This window comes from Agarivorans litoreus, from assembly GCF_019649015.1.
Classification (GTDB): domain Bacteria; phylum Pseudomonadota; class Gammaproteobacteria; order Enterobacterales; family Celerinatantimonadaceae; genus Agarivorans; species Agarivorans litoreus.
Genome location: NZ_BLPI01000001.1, coordinates 44,783 through 66,194 on the forward strand (window position 1 = coordinate 44,783; position 21,412 = coordinate 66,194).

A 21,412-nucleotide genomic window follows, 5' to 3' on the forward strand; every position below is an offset into this window, starting at 1 on the left:
CTGTGCGTACTATGCGCTCCGCAATGACGGACGCGGGATGGAGCAGTCTGGTAGCTCGTCGGGCTCATAACCCGAAGGTCGTTGGTTCAAATCCGGCTCCCGCAACCAATTCTTTGTTCAAGAATTGCTTAGTTCGAATAGCTAAGCCAACTAACTATTCAAATCACTTAACTACTTTAGTTAAGACCGGACGCGGGATGGAGCAGTCTGGTAGCTCGTCGGGCTCATAACCCGAAGGTCGTTGGTTCAAATCCGGCTCCCGCAACCAATTCTTGTTGAAAGAATTGACTAGTTAGAATAGCTAGGCCAAACAATTATTCAAATCACTTAACTAACTTAGTTAAGACCGGACGCGGGATGGAGCAGTCTGGTAGCTCGTCGGGCTCATAACCCGAAGGTCGTTGGTTCAAATCCGGCTCCCGCAACCAATTCTTTATTTAAGAATTGCTTAGTTCGAATAGCTAAGCCAACTAACTATTCAAATCACTTAACTATATTAGTTAAGACCGGACGCGGGATGGAGCAGTCTGGTAGCTCGTCGGGCTCATAACCCGAAGGTCGTTGGTTCAAATCCGGCTCCCGCAACCATTTTTTACTCTCCAAGCTAACAGCCGCTTAATCAGCTGCCTGCCCTTATCTAAAATCCATACAAACCAATATCTTCTAGCTGAACCCTTGCCGGTTGTTTAAGCACAAACAATGCTGCCTCTGCTAAATCACTTACTTGCAGCCACCCTGGCTTTATATCCGACTCACACGCTGGTTCTGGCACCTGTACTAAGCCTGGACACAAACTATGTACTCTAATGCCGTGCTCTTTTACTTCTTCTTGCAATGCTGCAGCTAAACCGAGCACTGCAAATTTTGCCGCGCAGTAAGGTCCAGCATTGGCATAACCATTTTTAGCGGCTTGCGAAGCAATATTGAGGATAAAGCCACCTTGATTAGATTTCATGCTTGGTAGTACCGCTTGGCTCATTAAAAAGGTGCCTTTGGTACAGGTGTCTACAACCAAGTCCCAGTCTTCTTCACTACAATCTTCAATAGTATGGCCTACACCTAAACCGCTATTGTTCACCAAAATATCTACTCGACCAAATTGGCTCATTACAAAATTTTTCAAGGCTGTTACTTGCTGTTTAATTCGAACATCAGCAGCGTAGCAATGAACGCTTAACCCATAATCATCTTTTAACTTACTAACCGTTTGCTCAAGCTTGATTAAATCTCTCGAGCTAATGACAACTTTAGCGCCCTGCTCCGCTAAGGCTTTTGCAATCGCCAAACCGATACCGCTGCCGCCACCTGTTACTATTGCAACTTTTCCATTCACGCTTTCCATATACATACCTGAGTTCGGATTATTGAAGTGAGTATTCTGCAAGTTTACTGGACAGTATCAATACTATAGTGCTAGTTTTATCGTACTTTGGTACGAAGCAAACAAGGGTATTCGATTGAACGAGTTTTCTGATCGCCTAAAAGAACTAATGGGTGAACAAAGCGTTAGCGGCTTTGCCCGAAAAGTAGAACTAAACGAGAGCCTAATCAGGAAATATTTAAAAGGCTCAGAGCCAAGTCTGTCTAAAGCTAATCAAATCGCACAAAAAGCCAATTGTTCACTTGAATGGTTAGCTACCGGCGAAGGCTATCAATACCGAAAAGCAGAGGTGGTTGACATGCAAGCGCTTGAAAAAGCTGTTGAGCTCACTCTAGCGGCAGCTGAGCAACACGATTTAAGCGTAGAAAATGAAAAGGTAATGAAGGTGATCGTGGCTACATATCAATACTTAAGAACAACACGTAAAAAGGATGGCTACTTTGATCTAGAGGAAGCAAAACCCTTTGTAAGGTATGTGATGGGCTTATGTGGTTAAAAAAGAAGAGTTGCCAAGGCAACTCTTCTTTTTGGTATTTACATTTAGAAGGTTTAAAACTCTTTGTAGTCTCGATACTTCACGTTAAAGGAGATAACATACAATACCGGTACGATTAGCAAAGTAAGAACAGTTACTACTCCTAAGCCAAACATTATTTGTAGTAACAAACATTATTACCGCAGCCATTGACTCGAAGAATATATCCGAGATCTATGGTGCTACTCCTAAAATGGTTGTTAATGCAGCCATACAAACCGGCCTAACCCTGCTTACTGTAGATTCAAATACAGCTTGGTAAACCTCTTTACCGGAAGCTATGTCGGTACTGATTTGGTCGTGATGAGACCAATTTTCAGGCGGGAATTTCACTTAAATTGATTTAGATTTAACCATTACGGTAAGTCGAGAGCTACATACCAAATCAGATTTTTGGTGGATATCTATTTGCCATACATGCAAAGTTTTGCCTAACTTTATTGGCGATGCAGTAGCAAGCACTTCACCATGCCTAACAGCTTTTAAGTGATTGGCATTAATTTCAACGCCAACCACCATGGTGTCTTTTCCAGCTACACAGTATGAGGCACAGCTAGCAAGGCTCTCTGCTAGCACCACGTTTGCGCCGCCGTGTAATAATCCCATTGGCTGCTTTACTTTGGCTGTAACAGGCATCTTAGCAACAAGATACTCTTCACCAATTTCAGTAAACTCGATATCAAGATAGGCGAGCATATTGCCCTCGCCCATCTTATTCAATCCAGCCAAGCTCATTGGCATATTCCAAATACTCAAGGCAGTAAACTCAACAACACTTGTAACGGATGCTTTGGTTTTTCACCCTCTAAGCGTTTTACTTGGCTTCGGCATGAATAGCCTGTAACCATACAACGCTCTGTTGGTAAGCTTGCCATTTTTTGCTTCCAGCTCAACTCATAAATAGCTTTAGAAGTGGCTAACTGCTTAGCATCATGTCCGTAAGTACCGGCCATGCCACAACAACCTACAGCGACATCTTCTAACTTACCGCCAAAGCGATTGAACACTTGCTGCCATTGCTTAAATGCATCTGCTTTTAATGCTTTTTCGGTACAGTGACCAAATAGATACCAGGTATCCTTATCGGTCACTTGTTGGTTCTCTAATAGGCTTTCATCTAATGAATCGAGCCACTCTTGCACCACCAACACATCGAAATCACCTCTTGAATCGCCAAGCGCATGTTGATACTCATCGCGGTAACAAAGTACTAATGCTGGTTCCACACCAACCATTTTTATACCTAGTTCACTAACTTGGTTTAAAAACGCCGCACTTGTTTGCGCAGACTTATTAAACTTACTCAAAAAGCCTTTAATATGCTGTGGCTTACCATTTGGTTTAAACGGTAACAGCACCGGATTTAATCCTAACTTTTTCGCTAACTTAACAAAGTCTTCAACCAACTCTGCTTCGTAAAAACTGGTAAAAGGGTCTTGGACTACCAATACCGTTTTTTGTTTTTGTTCTTCGCTTAAACTTTGTAAAGCTTTGTAGTCATACTTAGTGGTTAAGCTTTCTGGCAACCTTTGCGCCAATGTAGGAAAACTTAAACTTGGAATATCGACCATGCCGATGGTTTTTTCTACCGCTATGCTTGCCCACTTCGGAGACATAGCAGCATTAAACAAACGCGGCGCTTTGGCCATTAGAGGCGCGTAACTCTCTACGTAAGCGACAAAATAATCTTTTAGCGGTCTTAGGTAACGCCCATGGTAAACATTTAGAAAGCGAGAACGAAAAGTGGGTACATCCACTTTAATTGGACACCCTGTTGTACAAGCTTTGCATGCTAAACAAGTTTGCATGGCATCATATACTTCGTGGCTATAATCATACTCGCCTTTAGATTTAGCTATGCTATTTCTAATCTTGAGCAAAATACTGTCTGGAGATATGAACCTAGAGTTTAGCTTTTGCTCTTGAACTAACGGATCAACTTTTAACGCTGCTAACTGACGAAGCCATTCACGCATTAAACCAGCTCGGCCTTTTGGTGAATATCTGCGGTCGCCGGTAGCTTTGAATGAAGGACACATTGGACTACTGGTATCATAATTAAAACAAAGTCCGTTGCCATTACATTCCATGGCATTTTTAAAGCTGTCACGTACCTCAATGGCTATTTCACGGTCATAAGCGCCGCGTTTTGTTCCATCAACTGAGACTAGTTGCTCTTCGCTATGCAAAGGCGTGCAAATCTTGCCGGGGTTTATTTGGTTGTAAGGATCGAAAGCAGCTTTAATTTTCCGAAGCTCAGAGAACAGTTCTTGACCAAAAAACTCAGGACCATATTCAGAGCGGAAGCCCTTTCCGTGCTCGCCCCACATTAATCCTTTGTACTTGGCGGTAAGTGCTACTACTTGATCCGAGATCTCGCGCATAAGGATTTCTTGTTCAGGGTCGCATAAGTCTATGGCTGGACGAACATGTAATACGCCTGAGTCTACGTGGCCAAACATACCGTAATGCAAACCTTTACCATCAAGTAACTCTCTAAACTCTACGATAAAGTCGGCTAAATTCTCTGGTGGTACACAGGTATCTTCGGCAAAGGCTACCGGCTTAGCGCTACCTGCTGTGTTGCCTAATAAACCGACCGCTTTCTTGCGCATGTTGTAGATGGCATTAATGCTGGTTAAGTCATCACAACGTTGGAAACCAATAACACCTAGTTCGGTAACTCCCGTTTCCGATAGAGTCTCAACAAGATTAGTTATTTTTTGTTGTTGAATGGCTTCATCATTTTCGGCAAATTCAACAATGTTAATGCCCTGCATTTCTTGCTCGGGCACATCACTAATTAACTCTCTAACGCTGTCCCAAACAACATCTTGTTGCGCGAGGTTAAGTACTTTTGAATCAATAGTTTCAACTGATAAGGCTTGTGCCGCAACAAGGCTAGGAGCATGGCGTAATGCCGACTGAAACGAGTCGTATTTAACAGTGACTAAGGTTCTAAACTTGGGGATGGGTGTTAAGTCCAGTTTAGCCTCAGTGATAAACGCCAACGAACCTTCCGACCCACACAAAATACGGGTCAGATCCACACTATCTTCTTCAGGTGAATAGGCATTTTTTAGATCATAGCCGGTTAAAAAGCGATTAAGTTTCGGGAACTTCTCTTCGACAAGCGAGCGCATATCAACACAGGCGTGCTTAACCGCAGCATAAATATCAGTTAACGACTCTCGCTGCTGATCTAAGTGATCAACTCTGACTGGGTCAGTATCAATTTCTTCACCACTGGCCAAAACGGCTTTTAAGCCAATTACATGATCGCTGGTTTTACCGTATACCATCGAACCTTGACCAGAGGCATCGGTATTGATCATACCACCTAATGTAGCGCGATTACTGGTGGATAAATCGGGGGAGAAAAACAAACCGTGCTCTTTTAACACGCTGTTTAGTTGGTCTTTTACAATACCCGTTTCCACCCTAACCCAACGCTCTTCAACATTTAGTTCGATGACCTTGTTCATAAACTTAGATAAGTCGACTACGATACCTTCGGTTAAAGACTGGCCATTGGTTCCAGTACCACCGCCACGAGGGCTAAGTTTAATTGCTTGGAAAGTTGAAGCAGACGCTAAACGGCAGATCTGCTTTATGTCGTTGCTTGTTTTTGGGAAAATGACTGCTTGTGGCAAATATTGATAAACAGAATTATCGGTAGCGACCGCTAAACGACTGGCGTAAGAAGTTTGAATTTCACCAGAAAAAGCCGATTGTTCAAGCTTCGCTAGATAATCTAAATACAGAGCCTCAAGAGAATGCTGAGGGCTTAACTTAGGGATCATAAATCCGTTGTCCCACTCTAAGGTGTTAAAAATTGGAAGGATTATATCACGTGATCTAGTGCTTCAATACGTCTTTGATTGTAACAATGTGTTGTACTACTTTTTGTTTACTAGCTAGCTAGAAAGCAACGGGATTGAACGATGCGTAAGATAATAAGCTAGTGATAAACTACAAATATAGAGTCACTAGCTTTACCTGTTTATACCAATCGATGATTTTTTTCTGCTTGCTCAATATCCAATTGAGTCATTCTTTTTACTAACAATACAGCTCGTTGACCAACCGCTACCTTGTCATTAGGAAATACAATGGCTTTAGGACCGTTACTAATAACTACTCGTTCGCTTCCCTCTTTGGCAAGCTCATAACCTGTTTGGTAGTCAGTAAAGTTAGCTTGGCTTTGATTGAAGCTAAAGCAAAAATCATCTTGATGCTTGTTAACCACATCACTCACTTCAAACAAGATAGCTTTGTTAGCGTCGAATTCTAATGAATTTAACTGAATAGCACTAAGCAGTTGCTTCAGCGCAGAAACTAGTTGGTCTAGCTTACTTAAATCATTCTGACCAAAAGCATGAACTTTGCCTAGTTCAACGGTAAACGCTACAGCATTGTATTTAGCACTTGAATGATAGCTAAACGTTGATGCCGGCTCGTTAGAAAAAAGCACACAATCTATTCCACAAGATTGCAACAGCGCTAAACTCGATTTTTTCCAAGGCTTACCATGGGTAAAGGGATAAACGGCAAACTTTTCGTGTTTAGAACTTCTGATCGCGGTATGTAAATCTAGATGATAAACAGGTAAGTGCTGATAGCTTTTGTAGAAATTGTCTAAAAGAATTTCTAATTGATTAGCGCGCTCTACTTCATAGCAGCGCTCGTAATTTTTATGCTTACCTATAAACAAACGATTTAAGTTTACACTCAACTCTCTTTTAGCCTCAATCATCGCTGGAGGGTTACCAAGAATAACCAACAAGGGTTGGTCTAGTTCTATTTTTAAGGCAAAAATATCAGAAACCAATTGGTCTAAGCATTCTATTGGCGCAGTCTCGTTGCCATGTATTCCAGCAGACAACACAACTGCTCGACTAGATGTAGTCTCTTTAGGTTCGAATTGCAGTACACCAGGGGCTAATAACATCACCTTGATATTATTGGCTAACTCAAACCCAAAGGTATCAGCGTTTTGCGGAGAGTTTAAGGTGAACGCTAGCAGACCCTGTTGGAGTAAAGCTGTTTTCGCCACATCTTGTCCTTAGATTTAAAAGAAGTGGCCATTAGTATGCTAGTTTTTCACGTATAAAAAAAGGGAGACATTGTCTCCCTTTTTTAGCTAAGAACTAAGGTTCTTAGTTTGGCATAACTTTTTCAAGTTTCCAGATACGGTCTACGTAATCTTCAATAGAACGGTCTGAGTTAAACTTACCTACTGAAGCAGAGTTGATGATAGCCATCTTAGCCCACTTCTTCTGGTCACGGTAAGCTAGGTCTACTGCTGTGTACTGAGTGGTGAAAGACTCGAAGTCTGCCAATACTAGGTACGGGTCACCACCTTCTAGCAAGCTATGCTTGATTGAGGCTAGTTCACCTGGTGCGCCAGGAGTGAAGAAGTCTGTTTCTAACCAATCTAGAACAGCTTTCAACTCAGGGTTACCGTAGTAGTAATCCCATGGGTTGTAACCAGCAGCCTTAAGGGCTTTAACTTCATCACAATCCATACCGAAGATGAAGATATTTTCGTCACCAACTTCTTCACGGATTTCTACGTTTGCACCGTCCATAGTACCTAGAGTTAGGGCACCGTTTAGCGCGAACTTCATGTTACCAGTACCTGATGCTTCGTAACCTGCTGTTGAGATTTGCAGAGATACGTCACCCGCTGGGAATAGTTTCTCAGCTAGCGTTACACGGTAGTTAGGCATGAACACAACTTTAAGCTTGTCTTTTATGCGTGGGTCGTTGTTCACTTTATCTGCAACTTTATTGATTGCGTAGATAATGTCTTTAGCTAACTTGTAACCCGGAGCAGCTTTAGAACCGAAGATGAATACTTGTGGGCCCATATCGTAATCTGGGTTTTCAAGTAAACGACGGTAAAGTGCAAGGATGTGCAGAAGAGCTAAGTGCTGACGCTTGTACTCGTGTAGACGCTTAATAAGAACGTTGAACATTGCATCAGGGCTTACCTTGATACCACATAGCTCTTCGATCTTGTCAGCTAGTTCTACTTTCTTCTCGCGTTTAATCGCCATGAAGTTTTTCTGGAACTTAGCGTCATCTGCAAATTTAGCAGCACCTTTTAACTCGTCTAGTTTAAGCGGCCAATCAGTACCAACGGTTTCGTTGTACATGTTAGCTAGCTGTTCATTACAAGCAAGCAACCAACGACGAGGAGTCACACCGTTTGTTACATTTACGAAGCGTTCAGGCCATAGTTCGTAGAACTCTGGGAACAGATCTTCTTTAACCAACTCTGAGTGCATTGCTGCAACACCGTTAGTTTTGAAACATGTAACAACACATAGGTACGCCATGCGAACCATGCGAGTTTCACCTTCTTCAATAATAGAAAGGTGACGTTTCATTTCGTCGTTGCCTGGCCACTTAGCTTCAACTTCGTCTTCTAAGAAGCGACGGTTGATTTCATAAATGATTTCTAAGTGACGTGGAAGTACTTTTTCGAACAAGTACACAGCCCATTTTTCTAGCGCTTCTGGCAATAGAGTGTGGTTAGTGTATGCGAAAGTTTCTTTACAGATAGCCCACGCGTCATCCCATACCAAGCCTTCTTCGTCGATAAGAATGCGCATCAACTCAGGAATAGCAACTGTTGGGTGAGTATCGTTCAACTGAATAACAGCTTGCTTAGAGAATTGAGAGAAATCACTGTGGTTACGCTTGTAACGACGAATGATGTCTTTTAGTGAACAAGCACAGAAGAAATATTGTTGAATCAGACGAAGTTCTTTACCTGCTTCTGATTCATCATTTGGGTACAATACTTTAGATACAGCTTCAGCTTGAGACTTTTCAGCTTGTGAGTCGATGTAACCGCCAGCGTTGAATACGTCCCAATCAAAAAAGTCAGCAGCTTTAGATTCCCATAAACGCAAAACGTTTACAGTCTTAGCTTCGTAGCCAACTACAGGAATATCCCATGGCACACCTTTGATTTGACGACCAGCGTGCCAAACTTTGCGCATTTTACCATCTTCGCCAAATACAGTTTCTACGTAACCGTATAGAGGAACTTCTTGTACAGACTCTGGACGGCAGATTTCCCAAGGGTTGCCGTATTCGCGCCAGCTATCAGGACGCTCGATTTGACGACCGCCTTGAATTTCCTGACGGAAAAGACCGTGCTCGTAGTGGATACCGTAACCTACCGCAGGGTAGTTAAGAGTAGCCAAAGAATCGATGAAACAAGCAGCTAGACGACCTAGGCCACCGTTACCAAGTGCCATATCTGGCTCTTCGTCACAAATGTCGTTTACGTCTTTACCAAGATCTGCCAATGCATCACGTGCAGCGCCAAAAACGCCTACGTTGTGCATGTTGTTCACTGTTAAACGACCCATCAAGAATTCAAGTGATAGGTAGTGAACCGCACGAGAATCTTTCTCAGCATTCGCTTTAGAGGTTTCAGTTAAGCGTTCGAAAACCAACTCGTTTACTGCTGCACAAGTGGCTTTCCACCAAGCTTGATTATTTGCACGAGCTTCGTCAGTACCACAAGTACTGCGAAGATGTTTAACGATAGCATCTTTAAACTGATCTTTTGATAACGCTACTGTGTTTGTTGCTTTTGCCTTTTTAGCGGCCATGTGAATTTCCTTTGTATCTAACCTTTGTGGTGACATCTTCCAACGTAGCATTCGATGGTTAACCGAACAACAAATGCTACAAAAGACTGTATGTGCTCAAAAATCCGAGCTCATGTTACCGATGCGGAACGATATTATATACGTTCTACATCACATTTAGGTAAAAAAGCCTCTCTCAAGACTAAATTTTTATGCATTTTTTGGAAAAAATGCTTTTTCACTCAAAGAACCGAAATGAAGTGTAAAGAAAACGCGCGAAAAGCCCAGCATTTGAAAATGCTTTCATAAGTAAATCGGAAGCAATCTTGATCGCAATCAATTAATACGGGGCTTTTAGCCAAAATCGTTCAATATATAGGCACAAAGCATTGTAATGGCTTTTTGTAACAAAACTATTACAGAACTTGCAAATTGAAGCAGTTGGCATACGTTTTCAATCGTATTTTATGCACAAAAAAAGGGTATTTATTCAACACCCTTCGATCGGCACTTATAGATTATAGACCAGCTTTTGCCAAAGCTGCAGAAACAATTGTTTGAGCTTCTTGTTCAATTAGGGCCAAATGCGCCTCACCTTTAAAGCTTTCCATATAGATTTTATAGATTGCTTCTGTCCCAGAGGGACGAGCAGCAAACCAGCCATTCTCGGTAACAACTTTTAGTCCACCAATTGCGGCACCGTTACCTGGTGCAGCAGTTAACTTGGCGGTAATCGTTTCACCAGCTAGGGTTTCTGCTTCTACCATTGCTGGATCTAGCGCACTTAACACTGCCTTTTGCTCAATGCTTGCGGGCGCATCGATTCGTTTGTAGCTAGGCTCGCCAAACTGCTCAACAAATCCTTGATAATGCTCTCCCGGATCTTTGCCAGTAACGGCAATAATTTCTGCAGCGAGTAAAGCTAGTATGAATCCGTCTTTGTCGGTACTCCATACACCACCATCTTTACGTAGGAATGAAGCACCAGCACTTTCTTCTCCACCAAAGGCTATGCTGCCATCGAATAAGCCGTCTACAAACCATTTAAAACCAACAGGTACTTCTTTAAGCTCACGATCTAAGCTAGTTGCAATGCGATCAACCATTGAGCTTGATACTAATGTTTTACCAATTGCCGCATCTGCGCCCCATTGGCTACGGTGCGAATACAAGTAGTTAATCGCCACTGCCAAGTAGTGGTTTGGATTTAATAGTCCACTGCTCTTTGTAACAATGCCATGACGGTCATAGTCTGGATCGTTGGCTACAGCTACATCAAATTTGTCCTTAAGTGCAATTAAGCTAGCCATCGCATAAGGAGATGAACAATCCATGCGGATCTTGCCATCCTTATCTAAGGTCATAAAAGAAAAGGTTGGGTCAACACGATCGTTTACTACTTCGATGTCTAAACCATAGGTTTCTGCAATCACAGACCAATACGCAATGCCGCTGCCACCTAGCGGGTCAACACCAATTTTAACTTTCGCTTTAGCAATTGCGTCCATGTCTAACACGTTTGCTAAGTCATCAACATAAGGCTTAATGTAGTCAATTGCGACAATAGAAGGTTTAGCAATTGCTTTGTCATAAGCAATACGCTTTACATCTTTTAAGCCATTAGCCAGAATTTCATTGGCGCGGTCTTGAACCACTTTTGTTACGTCACCATCAGCTGGACCACCGTTTGGCGGATTATATTTAAAGCCACCATCTTCTGGCGGATTATGTGAAGGAGTAATCACTACACCATCTGCTTGTTCTTTACCTAAACGGTTGTAAGCCAAGATCGCATGTGATATCACAGGCGTTGGAGTGTAACCTAAGCCTTCTTGGTAGCGCACTTCTACTCCGTTTGCCGCAAAAACCTCAATGGCCGAACAAAAAGCTGGCTCTGATAAAGCGTGGGTATCTTTACCTATATATAAAGGACCCGTAGTTCCTTGAGCCAAACGATACTCTGCAATAGCTTGGCTTACTGCCAAAATATGGTTTTCGTTAAAGGCTTTTTTGCTAGAACTACCACGGTGACCAGAAGTACCAAATGCCACTTGTTGCTCTCTAACTGATACGTCTGGTTCTAACAGATAATAGTCGGCAACTAAACGTGGAATGTTTGCAAGATGCTCAGCCTGAGCTGGCTTACCTGCTAAAGGGTGAATAGCCATTAATAGCTTCTCCGATGCTTAAGTTTAAGATAAATAGTTAGACCGCTTCACATAAGCGTTCAATTTGAAATTCATGTAAGCCCATTTCACTAGCAACATGCTGAAGAATGTGGCGTTTACGAGCTGTGTTAGTATTAGTAATAACCCAATAAGGGCTGCTAGGAATTGCTTGTGGCTTGCTGGTTTTTCCAGAGGCCAATAATAGGTCTTTATCTTGTGAGAAGTATTCGCGTTTACTTCCTTTTAAGACACAAGCTTTAGCGAATCGCTTTCCATCTATAGCATGCAGACCAGAAAGCAAAGATAAGAAACGTTTTGTAGAACTGCCCGCCTCAGATATTTCTGCAAAGTTGAAGTAATCCATCAAGTCAGCGATTGGGGAAGCGACATCAGTATCAGATGTTAAAGGGGACTGTTCAACAGTAATCGCTTCTTCAACTCTTTCATCTATATTGTCTTCACCGACTGTATCAACCTTATCAGTTATGCTTTTTTGGTCATCAACTTCAAGTAGTCGTCTAAGAATGTCTGAGGCGCTTTCACCAATGTGTTTAGTTTGGCTGGCAATGTATAAATACAAATCTTCTTCAATTTCTATTGTTTTCATCGTTTCTTTCTAGGATTGCAAAGCTCGTAACATAACTAATTATTATACATAGCAACGCTAATAACTCACCAACAATCCGAATTAGATCCTTCGAAAGACTAATTAGTGAACAAAGAAATGGCTTTCAAATACTTGTAGTAATAGAGCTGCAAAGGCAGACTAACAATTTTGTGACAATTTCGGAGCTAGTTTGTTGGAGCTACATTATAAAGAACAGGGGCAAGGCTACCCTATCCTGCTCATTCACGGGCTATTTGGCAGCCTGGCTAATTTAGGAATGTTAGCAAAACGCCTTACGGAATTATCTTATCGAGTAATAAGCGTTGATACCTTGAATCATGGTTTGTCTCCTCGCTCAGATTTGATGGACTACCAACATCAAGCAAAAGCGATTAAAGCCTTATGTGACAAGTTGGATATTTCCCACTGCGCCATTGTTGGCCACTCCATGGGTGGCAAAATAGCAATGGCTACTGCGCAGCTTTACCCTGATTTAGTTAGCACCTTAGTTGTTGGCGATATCGCTCCTGTGGCTTATCAACACAACCATACAGCCGTTTTCTCTGGCCTAAATAGCTTTGATCCTAAAGATATCAGCTCACGTAATGAGGCAGACGAACTACTTACAAAACACGTGCAAGAACTAGGCGTGCGGCAGTTTTTACTAAAATCGTTAGCCAAAACAGACCAAGGCTGGCAGTGGCTGTTTGATGTACAACGATTAGAACTATGCTATAGCAACATTATTGGATGGAAAGAGTTTGCTCGTTATAACGGCCCATGTTTATTTATAAAAGGTGAAAAATCCGACTACATCATGAGTGAACACCAACCAATTGTTATTCAACAATTCCCTCGAGCAGAACTAAAGATGATCGCCGGAACTGGGCATTGGTTACATGCTGAAAAACCTGCAATTTTTAACCGTCTAACTGAGCAGTTTTTAGCCAAGCATATTTAACACCCCGCTGTGCTTTATGATATAGTGCGCGTCGAATTTTTATCTCAAGGATAGTGATGTTCGCAAAGCATATAGATCTTATTGAAAGCCTAGCGCTAAATGTAGGCTTCGTTATTCTATTTTTCTTTATCGGCATGGCTATTCAAGACGTATTGAAAAAAGGCAATGTACCTCCTTTCGGCCGAGCGATTGTATGGCTAGTATTATTTTTGGGGTGTGCAGGCTTTATTGCAAAAGGGCTAATTCAGCTATCTTGGGAAGGCAGCGGCTTAGCTTAGACGGTTGTTTTATAATTAATGGCAAAACAAAATACAGATCGAACAACTATTGATCTATTCGCCGGTGAAAAAAGAGTTGGAAGACCAAGAACCAACCCTTTAGAGCGAAAAGATCAATTAAAAACCAATAAGCGCAACCAGCTAAAACGCGATCGTGCAAATGGGCTTAAAAGAATCGAGTTGAAAGTTGAGCAACCTCTCTTTGAGAAGTTAAATCAATTAGCTACTGAGTCAGGCATAAGCCGCAGTGAGTTAATCGAAAAAATGCTGAACAAGCAAGTCAGTCAATTTTCAACAAATCAATAGTTTGTATTACAGGTAACATTTATGGCGAGTGTAGGAATATTTTTTGGTAGCGACACCGGTAACACCGAAGCTGTTGCGCAAATGATTCAAAAAGAACTAGGTAAAAAGCTGGTTGAAGTAAAAGACATAGCCAAGTCTTCTAAAGAAGATATTGATGAATTTTCATTAATACTGCTAGGTATTCCCACCTGGTATTACGGTGAAGCGCAATGTGATTGGGATGATTTTTTCCCAGACCTAGAACAAATCGATTTTTCAGAGAAACTAGTTGCGATATTTGGTTGTGGTGATCAAGAAGATTACGCTGAGTACTTTTTAGACGCCATGGGTACTATCAACGACATTGTAGTAAACAAAGGTGCTACTGTTGTGGGTCACTGGCCAATTGAAGGCTATGACTTTGAAGAGTCAAAAGCGCTTGCTGACGATGCACATTTTGTTGGCTTAGGTATCGATGAAGATCGCCAACCAGAGCTAACTCAAGAGCGTGTTAAAGCCTGGTGTAAACAAGTATATGAAGAAATGTGCTTGGCTGAATTAGCAGACTAAATTTTACTGGGCGAAAGCCCAGTTTTTGGTTCTAGCCCTCGTATAGTTGGCTAAGTTTATGCTTAACTTAGTTCAGAGGGAGAGCAAATTGTATAAATACTTATTATTAATACTCATTGGGATATCCAGTGGAATTAGAGCTGATGTTTGGTTTTATGAAGACCAACAAGGCGTCATGCACTTTGCCCAAGAAAAAAAAGGCTCCAAATGGCGTTTATTGATGCGAACGCCAAAATCTCTTGATCCTCCAAAAGCCAAATTATTACCACAACTAGCGCCTAGTGAGCGTCCTTACCACCAATTAATTGTAGATAGTGCTAAGCGTCATAAACTTGACCCTGCTTTAATACATGCAGTTGTTGCCACAGAGTCTAACTATCGACACGATGCGGTTTCCCGTGCCGGTGCTATGGGCTTAATGCAGCTAATGCCGGCGACTGCAGAGCGATTTTCTGTTACAGATCCTTTCATACCAGAGCAGAATATAGAGGCTGGTAGCCGCTACTTGCGATGGTTACTAGACGAATTCGAATCACTGCAACTTGCACTAGCGGCTTACAACTCGGGTGAAAACACAGTTAAGCGTTATGGCTTTACTGTTCCACCGTATAAAGAAACACAAAACTACGTAACCAAAGTTATAGAACGCTACAAAAAAAACTTAAGCCTCATTCAGTAATGCATTCAAGCGACTTGCTTTAACTCTGGGCGAAACTGCCGCTTAAGTCGAATATATAGCTTACGTTTTATAACCGCGACAACTTTGCCCTTCTCGTCAAATACCTCTGTTGACACTTCAGGCTCAAATTTTTCTCCTGAAGCAGCAGCTTTAACAATGGAACTAATGAATGTTTTATCTAACTGAAACTTTGCAAACACCTTCCCGCGACCGGGCGTTACAAACTTAATCGATGCTTCACTGTCCCATATATGGTATTGATTGCCTAAAATGGCCATTAGCATCAAAGGATAAATAGGATCCGTCATTGCAAACATAGAACCGCCAAATTGACTTCGGTTAGCGTTCTTATTCCACCACCTAAATGCCAACCGAACCTGACAATCGTGAAAATCTTCGCTTAGTCGAGTAATTCTTATCCCTGAGCCCCAAAATGGGGGCCACAGGTTTAAGATAACTTTCGCAACTCCAGCTTTTTTTAATAATATATCCATAGGCTAAACTGGTCAGACATGTTAGAGGTAGGTTAATAAATATTTAACTGGGCTACAAGTTTTCTTATCGAGCTTTCTGTTTGTCTTGTAAATCCGTATACTACTTGCAGTTTTGGAATGAATAACAGCAAGGGAAAAAATTTCACCTATGTCTGATAATAATCTAGCTCTAAAAAAAGCAGGCCTTAAAGTGACCTTGCCCAGAATGAAAATTCTAGAGCTACTACAAACGCCGAACAATCAGCATATTAGTGCTGAAGATTTATACAAGCTTTTAATCGACCAAGGCGAAGAAATCGGTTTAGCTACAGTTTATCGTGTATTGAACCAATTTGATGATGCAGGTATTGTTACCCGTCATCACTTTGAAGGTGGTAAATCAGTATTTGAATTGAATAGTCAACACCACCACGACCATTTAGTGTGTTTAGATTGTGGTAAAGTTATAGAGTTTAACGATGAAACTATTGAGCAAAGACAAAAAGATATTGCTCAAGAAAATAATATTAAACTCACCAACCATAGCCTTTATTTATACGGCAACTGCACCAAAGCAGACTGCGAAAGCCGCGAAGACTAGTTTCTAAAATACAGGTGATTCACTCACCTGTATTTACTTTCCTGAGTAGCCCCATCGCTCAACTAAATCGTTTTCTACACCAATGTGATCTAAAATTCGCGATGTTACATGCTCAAGCAAATCTTGAATGGTCTCTGGCTTATGATAGAAACCAGGGTTAGCTGGCAGTATATCCACCCCCAACTTAGCTAACTTAAGCATGTTTTCTAAATGGATCGCCGAGAAAGGCATTTCTCTAGGCACCATTATCAACTTACCTTTCTCTTTAATAACCACATCTGCCGCTCGCTCAATCAAATTATCTGAAAGCCCCATAGCTATAGAGGCTAACGTCCCCATACTACAAGGACAAACAACCATGATTTTAGGTGCAGCTGAACCAGAAGCAACAGGGGAAAACCAATCATTTTTGCCTGGCACAATAATTTGTCCAGATTCAGCCTTAAACCGTTCTTGCAAAAATGTTTGCGCTTTATCTGAATTATTTGGCCACTGCTCGTCAACCTCTGTAGCTAGAACAACTTTTGCTGCACTGGAGACCAGCAAATGAATAGTAAACTGCTTTTTAACTAGTTGCTCTAATAAACACAGCGCATAAGGCGCTCCCGACGCCCCAGTAATAGCTAAAGTAATCTCTTTTTTTTTCATATTCTTAATGATGATTAACTCGTTGTTATAGATCGCGAAACATCCAAGGAATGTAATTATTAAGTCTATGGAATAAACTTTAAAGTGATTGTAGCGGGATTAACTGTGCTTAGCGACTTGTTATGAACAATCAACCATTTATAAATCTGTGACTATTTACTACAATTACTTAAAGGATTAATCAATCTTGGCCTATGTCTAAAACGGAAATACCCACTCAGTCATTACAAGTAGGACATTACATCAGCCTTCCTCTAGGGTGGACAGCACACCCTTTCATGCGAAATAGCTTTCTCATAAAAACTAATGAGCAGCTTATGGTTGTAAAATCCTTAGGATTAGAACTCATAGAAGTGGTTCCTAGTAAGTCTAAAATAACGACTCCGACTCCCAACCTAAATGATACGATTGAAGAGAACACAGCGGAAGTCACTAATGCTGACCCAGACCAAGCTTGGCTAAATGAACTTAGAGATGGGCAGAAGCGTGCAAACAAGGCCTATTTACAAAATGCAGAGAACTTCCGTTTAGCACTAACTAAGTTTACCAGTAAACCTGAAGAGGCTTATTACAGTATCTTTGAACAAGTGAATATTACCCTACAAATGATGTTCAAATCTTCAGCAGCCCACAGTGTGTATGTAAGTTTGGAACCTAGTAGTGATGAAGATATTTTCTTTCATAGCGTAAACGTTGCCGTGCTCTCGATCTTAGTCGCCAAAAACCTTGGTTTTACCCAAAAAGAATGCCAGCACCTATGCATAGCAGCGATGATTCACGATATTGGCGAATTGAAGGTACCTCAACAGATACGCAGAAAACCAACAGAATGGACTCAGGCAGAGCAGAATTTTTATCAAACTCATCCAAAATTTAGTGCCGAACTCATTAAAAAAGCAGGCTCTTTTCCCAAAGAAGTTTTACCCATAGTAGTAAACCATCATGAACGCCTTGATGGCTCCGGCTATCCTCAAGGGTTAAAAGCTAAGGCTCTAAGCAAAGAGACACAACTTCTAGCAATCGTAGATGCCTTTGAACATTTATGCGCCCCTTTACCTAATCAAAAGCGTATGACCCCACAAGAAGCTTTTGCTTTCCTCTACAAAAGTGCCGACACCAAATACAATAAACTCTACTTAGAACAGCTAATGAATACACTTGGAATTTATCCACCAGGTTCAATTGTGAGTTTATCAAATAGCAGCTACGCGATGGTTATGTCTAGCAATCCTAAAGAGAAATTAAAACCAAGAGTGTTACTGTTGGACAAAGGAAAAAATTTCTCCAATGCAAGTATTCTCGATTTGGCTAAAGAAGAGTTGAAAATCAACAAAACAGTAAAATGGGAAGATGTACCCGCTAGCCTGGTAAAGAACTTCGATCCTAAACTACGTAGCTGTTACTTTTTCGACCCTGAACAGTGACACTTCACTAAATACCAATCAAAAAAAAGCCCGATAATTCGGGCTTTTTTGCATTTTTTTTAACTATAAATTGGGGGCATCTTTAATACCCTTAGCTTTCTCTCTCAAGCCTTGTAACATTACGTAGAATACCGGCACTAAACACGTTCCCACAATTGTGGCCGCAATCATGCCTCCCATTACTGCGTATCCAAGGGAAACTCGACTTGCAGCTCCAGCTCCAGTTGCAATAACAAGAGGAATAACACCAAGAATGAAAGAGAACGCTGTCATCAATACAGCTCTAAAACGTAGCCGAGCCGCTTTAACCGCAGAGTCTCGAATACTCATTCCCCCTTCACGTAGCTGCTTTGCAAATTCCACAATAAGAATTGCGTTCTTACACGCCAAACCTATCAACAATACTAAGCCAATTTGGGTATACAAGTTTACATCTGAACCCATAATCCAAATGTAAACAAATGCACCTAGTATCGCGATAGGAACAGCTAACATAACCGAGATAGGCACAGTCCAACTTTCATATTGAGCAACTAAGAATAAATAGGTAAATATTAATGCCAAAGTAAAAATGAACGGCGCTAAGTTACCTGCCTTAAGTTCTTGGTAAGTTTGACCAGACCACTCGTACGTATAGCCTGCTGGGAAGGTTGTGTCAGCAATCCTCTTCACTGCATCAATGGCTTGACCAGAACTAAAACCAGGTGCTGGGAAAGCATTCATCTTAACTGCGCCGTACAAGTTGAACTGGTTGATATACTCAGGCCCTAGCTTTGGCTCAACTTGAACTAAGGTATTGAGAGGGACCATTTCATCAAACTTGTTTCGAATGTAAAACCGGGCTATATCCTGTTCAGAATCGCGGAACTCTGTTTCGGCCTGCATGTTTACCCGGAACACTTTACCAAATCGGTTAAAGTCATTCACATACATAGAGCCAAGCATGGTTTGCAATGTTGTAAAGATACTACTTAACTGGACACCCTGTACTTTTGCTTTTTGGCGGTCTACATCTACGAATAGTTGCGGAACGTCAGCTCGATAAGTACTAAAGGCCGCAGTGAGATCGGGGTTGCTTGCTGCCTCTATGGCAGTAGCGCGCATAACACTTGCAAGTGACTCTGGTGAACGGCCTAAGGTATCTTGAATGTAGAATTCAACACCCGATACCGTGCCTACTCCAGGTAAAGCAGGTAAAGAAAAACCAACAGCTTGTGCTTCGTTGTAACTGGCCAATACTCCGTTAGCTCTTTGGACTATATTAGATTCAATTAATGCAGGGTCTGTTCGCTCATCCCAATGAGAAAGAATTACAACCATCAAGCCGGCATTAGAAGAAACTGCACCAGAAATAATCGAATAGCCGCTTGCTGAAATTACGTTGGTTACGCCATCCATTTCATTTAATTCGTCCACCATTCGGGATACGACTTCTTTAGTACGGTTAATCGACGCACCATTTGGCAGTTGAACATCAATGAAAAAAGCTTTCTTATCTTCAGTGGGCACAAAACCAGAGGGAAGTGATGTTGCCAAATACCCCGTTGCACCTATAAGTAAAACGTAGACTATTCCGACAATAGAAAGTTTTCGTACCATTCCACTTACAAAACCACTGTATTTACCAGTGACTTTATCAAAGTGTTTGTTAAAGAAAGCATGAAAACCTTTTTCATGAACTTTAGGTGTTCTCAATAACGAGGCACATAACGCCGGGCTTAACGTTAAAGCATTGACAGATGAAATTAGTACCGAGATACAAATTGTAATCGAAAACTGGGCATACATTTGACCGGTAATACCAGGCATTACAGCTGTAGGTGCAAATACTGCTAGTAGCACCAAGGTAGTGGCAACAACCGGACCTGTAACCTCTTGCATAGACTTGGTGGTTGCTTCTACAGCATTCAAACCTTCGTCTTGCATTAAACGCGTAGTGTTTTCAACAACTACAATGGCATCATCGACCACAATACCAATCGCGAGAATTAACGCGAATAAAGATACGGTGTTAATGCTCATGCCGGTAGCAAGCAAGAAAGCAAAAGTACCAACTAAAGATACCGGTATAGCAATGGCTGGGATCAGCGTTTGTCGAACATCTTGCAAGAAGATATAAACAACAAAAATAACCAAGGCGATTGCGATGAGAAGTGTTTCCAACATTTCATCTATCGACGTTTCAACGAATTCGGTAGTGTCGTACAACACTTTGTAATCCATATCTTCGGGAAACTGCTCACTTAAGCGCGTTATCTCTTCCCTAACACCTTTAGCTACTTCTAAAGCATTTGCTCCACTTGCTTGATAAATAAATAGTAAGGCCGAATCTTGATTGTCTAATTTAGCTTCAGCATCGTAGCTAGCTGCGCCAAGTTCTATACGAGAAATGTCTTTTAAATAAACTGCACTTCCATCAGGGTTTGAGCGAACGATAATTTCTTCAAACTCTTCTGGATGACTTAAACGCCCTTTCGTAGATAAGGTGTACTGAAACTGCTGGTCGCGCGGCACGGGGGCTGCACCAATTCGACCAGCGGCAACTTGAATATTCTGCTCTTGAATAGAGGTTATTGCATCTTCAACGGTAACACCTAAACTGGCCATACGATCTGGGTTTAACCAAATACGCATCGAATAGTCCATGCCACCGATAATGCTTACTTTAGATACCCCATTTACCCTAGCAAGGTTATCTTTAATATTGATCCCCATGTAGTTATTTAAGAACAGGTTATCTAAAGATTCATTTGGTGAAACTAGGTTAAGCATCATCAAGATATTTGGATCTTGTTTTTCTACTTTCACTCCATTTCGTTGAACTTCGGAGGGAAGTCTGGGCATAGCTTGTTGAACACGGTTTTGCACGTTTACCTGCGCCATATCAACATTGCTGCCCACTTCAAAAGTCACGTTTAGGCTATAAGAGCCATCATTCGCACCTTTTGACTCCATGTAGATCATGTTTTCTACACCGTTTACTTCGGCCTCAATAACCTTAGCGACGGTATCTGCAACAACCTCCGCGCTAGCTCCTGGGTAACTGGTGGTGACTGAAACCATTGGAGGAGAAATATTGGGGAACTCAGCAATTGGCAATACCGGTATCGACAAAAAGCCAGCCAATGTTAAAACGATAGAAATAACAAAGGCAAACTTGGGTCGATGAATAAAAAACTTACTAATCAT

At 41.6% G+C, this 21,412-nt stretch carries 18 protein-coding genes, 4 tRNA genes and 1 pseudogene; 12 read left to right on the plus strand and 11 right to left on the minus strand.

The window, feature by feature from the left end:
• The first annotated feature begins 31 nt into the window (after nt 1–31).
• The 4 genes from K5L93_RS00230 (at nt 32) to K5L93_RS00245 (ending at nt 588) form a co-directional block, all read left to right on the plus strand.
• Nucleotides 32–108: transfer RNA gene (locus K5L93_RS00230), tRNA-Met, on the plus strand.
• Between the two features lie 83 nt (nt 109–191).
• Nucleotides 192–268 (plus strand) — tRNA-Met (locus K5L93_RS00235).
• Between the two features lie 83 nt (nt 269–351).
• Nucleotides 352–428, plus strand: a tRNA-Met gene (locus K5L93_RS00240).
• Between the two features lie 83 nt (nt 429–511).
• Nucleotides 512–588: transfer RNA gene (locus K5L93_RS00245), tRNA-Met, on the plus strand.
• Nucleotides 589–637: 49 nt separating this feature from the next.
• Here K5L93_RS00245 and K5L93_RS00250 read toward each other — a convergent pair.
• The gene (locus tag K5L93_RS00250; protein WP_220717960.1) at nt 638–1,342 is read right to left on the minus strand and encodes an SDR family oxidoreductase; all 705 of its coding nucleotides are present in this window, start codon (nt 1,340–1,342) and stop codon (nt 638–640) included.
• A gap of 115 nt (nt 1,343–1,457) precedes the next feature.
• On the opposite strand from K5L93_RS00250, the gene K5L93_RS00255 reads away from it, so the two are divergent.
• The gene (locus tag K5L93_RS00255; protein ID WP_246614951.1) at nt 1,458–1,877 is read left to right on the plus strand and encodes a helix-turn-helix domain-containing protein; all 420 of its coding nucleotides are present in this window, start codon (nt 1,458–1,460) and stop codon (nt 1,875–1,877) included.
• Between the two features lie 53 nt (nt 1,878–1,930).
• Here the strand turns inward: K5L93_RS00255 and K5L93_RS20020 are convergent.
• The 7 genes and pseudogenes from K5L93_RS20020 to seqA form a co-directional block, all read right to left on the minus strand.
• Nucleotides 1,931–2,216, minus strand: a pseudogene (locus tag K5L93_RS20020) (efflux RND transporter permease subunit); the annotation flags it as partial.
• Nucleotides 2,217–2,249: 33 nt separating this feature from the next.
• Complete coding sequence (locus tag K5L93_RS00260) at nt 2,250–2,651, minus strand: hotdog fold thioesterase (protein ID WP_220717961.1); 402 nt, start codon at nt 2,649–2,651, stop codon at nt 2,250–2,252.
• A gap of 17 nt (nt 2,652–2,668) precedes the next feature.
• On the minus strand, nt 2,669–5,719 hold the full coding sequence (gene ydiJ / locus K5L93_RS00265) for a D-2-hydroxyglutarate dehydrogenase YdiJ (protein ID WP_220717962.1): 3,051 nt from the start codon (nt 5,717–5,719) through the stop codon (nt 2,669–2,671).
• A gap of 200 nt (nt 5,720–5,919) precedes the next feature.
• Nucleotides 5,920–6,972: a succinylglutamate desuccinylase gene (gene astE / locus K5L93_RS00270; protein WP_220717963.1), complete on the minus strand. Its 1,053-nt coding sequence runs from the start codon at nt 6,970–6,972 to the stop codon at nt 5,920–5,922.
• A 103-nt stretch (nt 6,973–7,075) separates the two neighbouring features.
• Nucleotides 7,076–9,550 (minus strand): glycogen/starch/alpha-glucan phosphorylase, encoded by a 2,475-nt coding sequence (locus tag K5L93_RS00275; protein WP_220717964.1) that lies wholly within the window; start codon nt 9,548–9,550, stop codon nt 7,076–7,078.
• A gap of 497 nt (nt 9,551–10,047) precedes the next feature.
• Nucleotides 10,048–11,697, minus strand: a complete 1,650-nt coding sequence (gene pgm, locus K5L93_RS00280; RefSeq protein WP_220717965.1) for a phosphoglucomutase (alpha-D-glucose-1,6-bisphosphate-dependent) — start codon at nt 11,695–11,697, stop codon at nt 10,048–10,050.
• A 37-nt stretch (nt 11,698–11,734) separates the two neighbouring features.
• Nucleotides 11,735–12,304, minus strand: coding sequence for a replication initiation negative regulator SeqA (gene seqA / locus K5L93_RS00285; RefSeq protein ID WP_220717966.1), 570 nt, complete (start codon nt 12,302–12,304; stop codon nt 11,735–11,737).
• 190 nt (nt 12,305–12,494) lie between these two features.
• Here seqA and K5L93_RS00290 point away from each other — a divergent pair, with 190 nt between their 5' ends.
• The 5 genes from K5L93_RS00290 to K5L93_RS00310 all read left to right on the plus strand — a co-directional run bounded on the left by K5L93_RS00290 (nt 12,495) and on the right by K5L93_RS00310 (nt 15,077).
• The gene (locus tag K5L93_RS00290; protein WP_246614952.1) at nt 12,495–13,265 is read left to right on the plus strand and encodes an alpha/beta fold hydrolase; all 771 of its coding nucleotides are present in this window, start codon (nt 12,495–12,497) and stop codon (nt 13,263–13,265) included.
• Nucleotides 13,266–13,321: 56 nt separating this feature from the next.
• Nucleotides 13,322–13,543, plus strand: coding sequence for a DUF2788 domain-containing protein (locus tag K5L93_RS00295; protein ID WP_220717967.1), 222 nt, complete (start codon nt 13,322–13,324; stop codon nt 13,541–13,543).
• Nucleotides 13,544–13,561: 18 nt separating this feature from the next.
• Nucleotides 13,562–13,849: a LexA regulated protein gene (gene ybfE, locus K5L93_RS00300; RefSeq protein WP_220717968.1), complete on the plus strand. Its 288-nt coding sequence runs from the start codon at nt 13,562–13,564 to the stop codon at nt 13,847–13,849.
• Nucleotides 13,850–13,870: 21 nt separating this feature from the next.
• Entirely contained in the window at nt 13,871–14,398 is a 528-nt protein-coding gene (gene fldA / locus K5L93_RS00305) for a flavodoxin FldA (RefSeq protein ID WP_220717969.1), read from the plus strand.
• Nucleotides 14,399–14,486: 88 nt separating this feature from the next.
• On the plus strand, nt 14,487–15,077 hold the full coding sequence (locus K5L93_RS00310) for a lytic transglycosylase domain-containing protein (RefSeq protein WP_220717970.1): 591 nt from the start codon (nt 14,487–14,489) through the stop codon (nt 15,075–15,077).
• A 5-nt stretch (nt 15,078–15,082) separates the two neighbouring features.
• On the opposite strand, the gene K5L93_RS00315 is transcribed toward K5L93_RS00310, so the two are convergent.
• Nucleotides 15,083–15,571 (minus strand): DUF4442 domain-containing protein, encoded by a 489-nt coding sequence (locus K5L93_RS00315; RefSeq protein WP_220717971.1) that lies wholly within the window; start codon nt 15,569–15,571, stop codon nt 15,083–15,085.
• A 148-nt stretch (nt 15,572–15,719) separates the two neighbouring features.
• Between K5L93_RS00315 and fur the strand changes: the two genes are divergently transcribed.
• Nucleotides 15,720–16,151, plus strand: coding sequence for a ferric iron uptake transcriptional regulator (gene fur / locus K5L93_RS00320; RefSeq protein ID WP_220717972.1), 432 nt, complete (start codon nt 15,720–15,722; stop codon nt 16,149–16,151).
• A gap of 33 nt (nt 16,152–16,184) precedes the next feature.
• Here fur and K5L93_RS00325 read toward each other — a convergent pair whose 3' ends face one another.
• Entirely contained in the window at nt 16,185–16,799 is a 615-nt protein-coding gene (locus K5L93_RS00325) for a flavin prenyltransferase UbiX (RefSeq protein ID WP_220717973.1), read from the minus strand.
• A 194-nt stretch (nt 16,800–16,993) separates the two neighbouring features.
• Between K5L93_RS00325 and K5L93_RS00330 the strand changes: the two genes are divergently transcribed.
• Nucleotides 16,994–18,223 carry a cyclic di-GMP phosphodiesterase gene (locus tag K5L93_RS00330; RefSeq protein WP_220717974.1) on the plus strand — a complete coding sequence of 410 codons (1,230 nt, stop codon included), beginning with the start codon at nt 16,994–16,996 and terminating at the stop codon, nt 18,221–18,223.
• A gap of 63 nt (nt 18,224–18,286) precedes the next feature.
• Here the strand turns inward: K5L93_RS00330 and K5L93_RS00335 are convergent, their stop codons facing one another.
• Nucleotides 18,287–21,412, minus strand: a complete 3,126-nt coding sequence (locus K5L93_RS00335) for an efflux RND transporter permease subunit (RefSeq protein WP_220717975.1) — start codon at nt 21,410–21,412, stop codon at nt 18,287–18,289.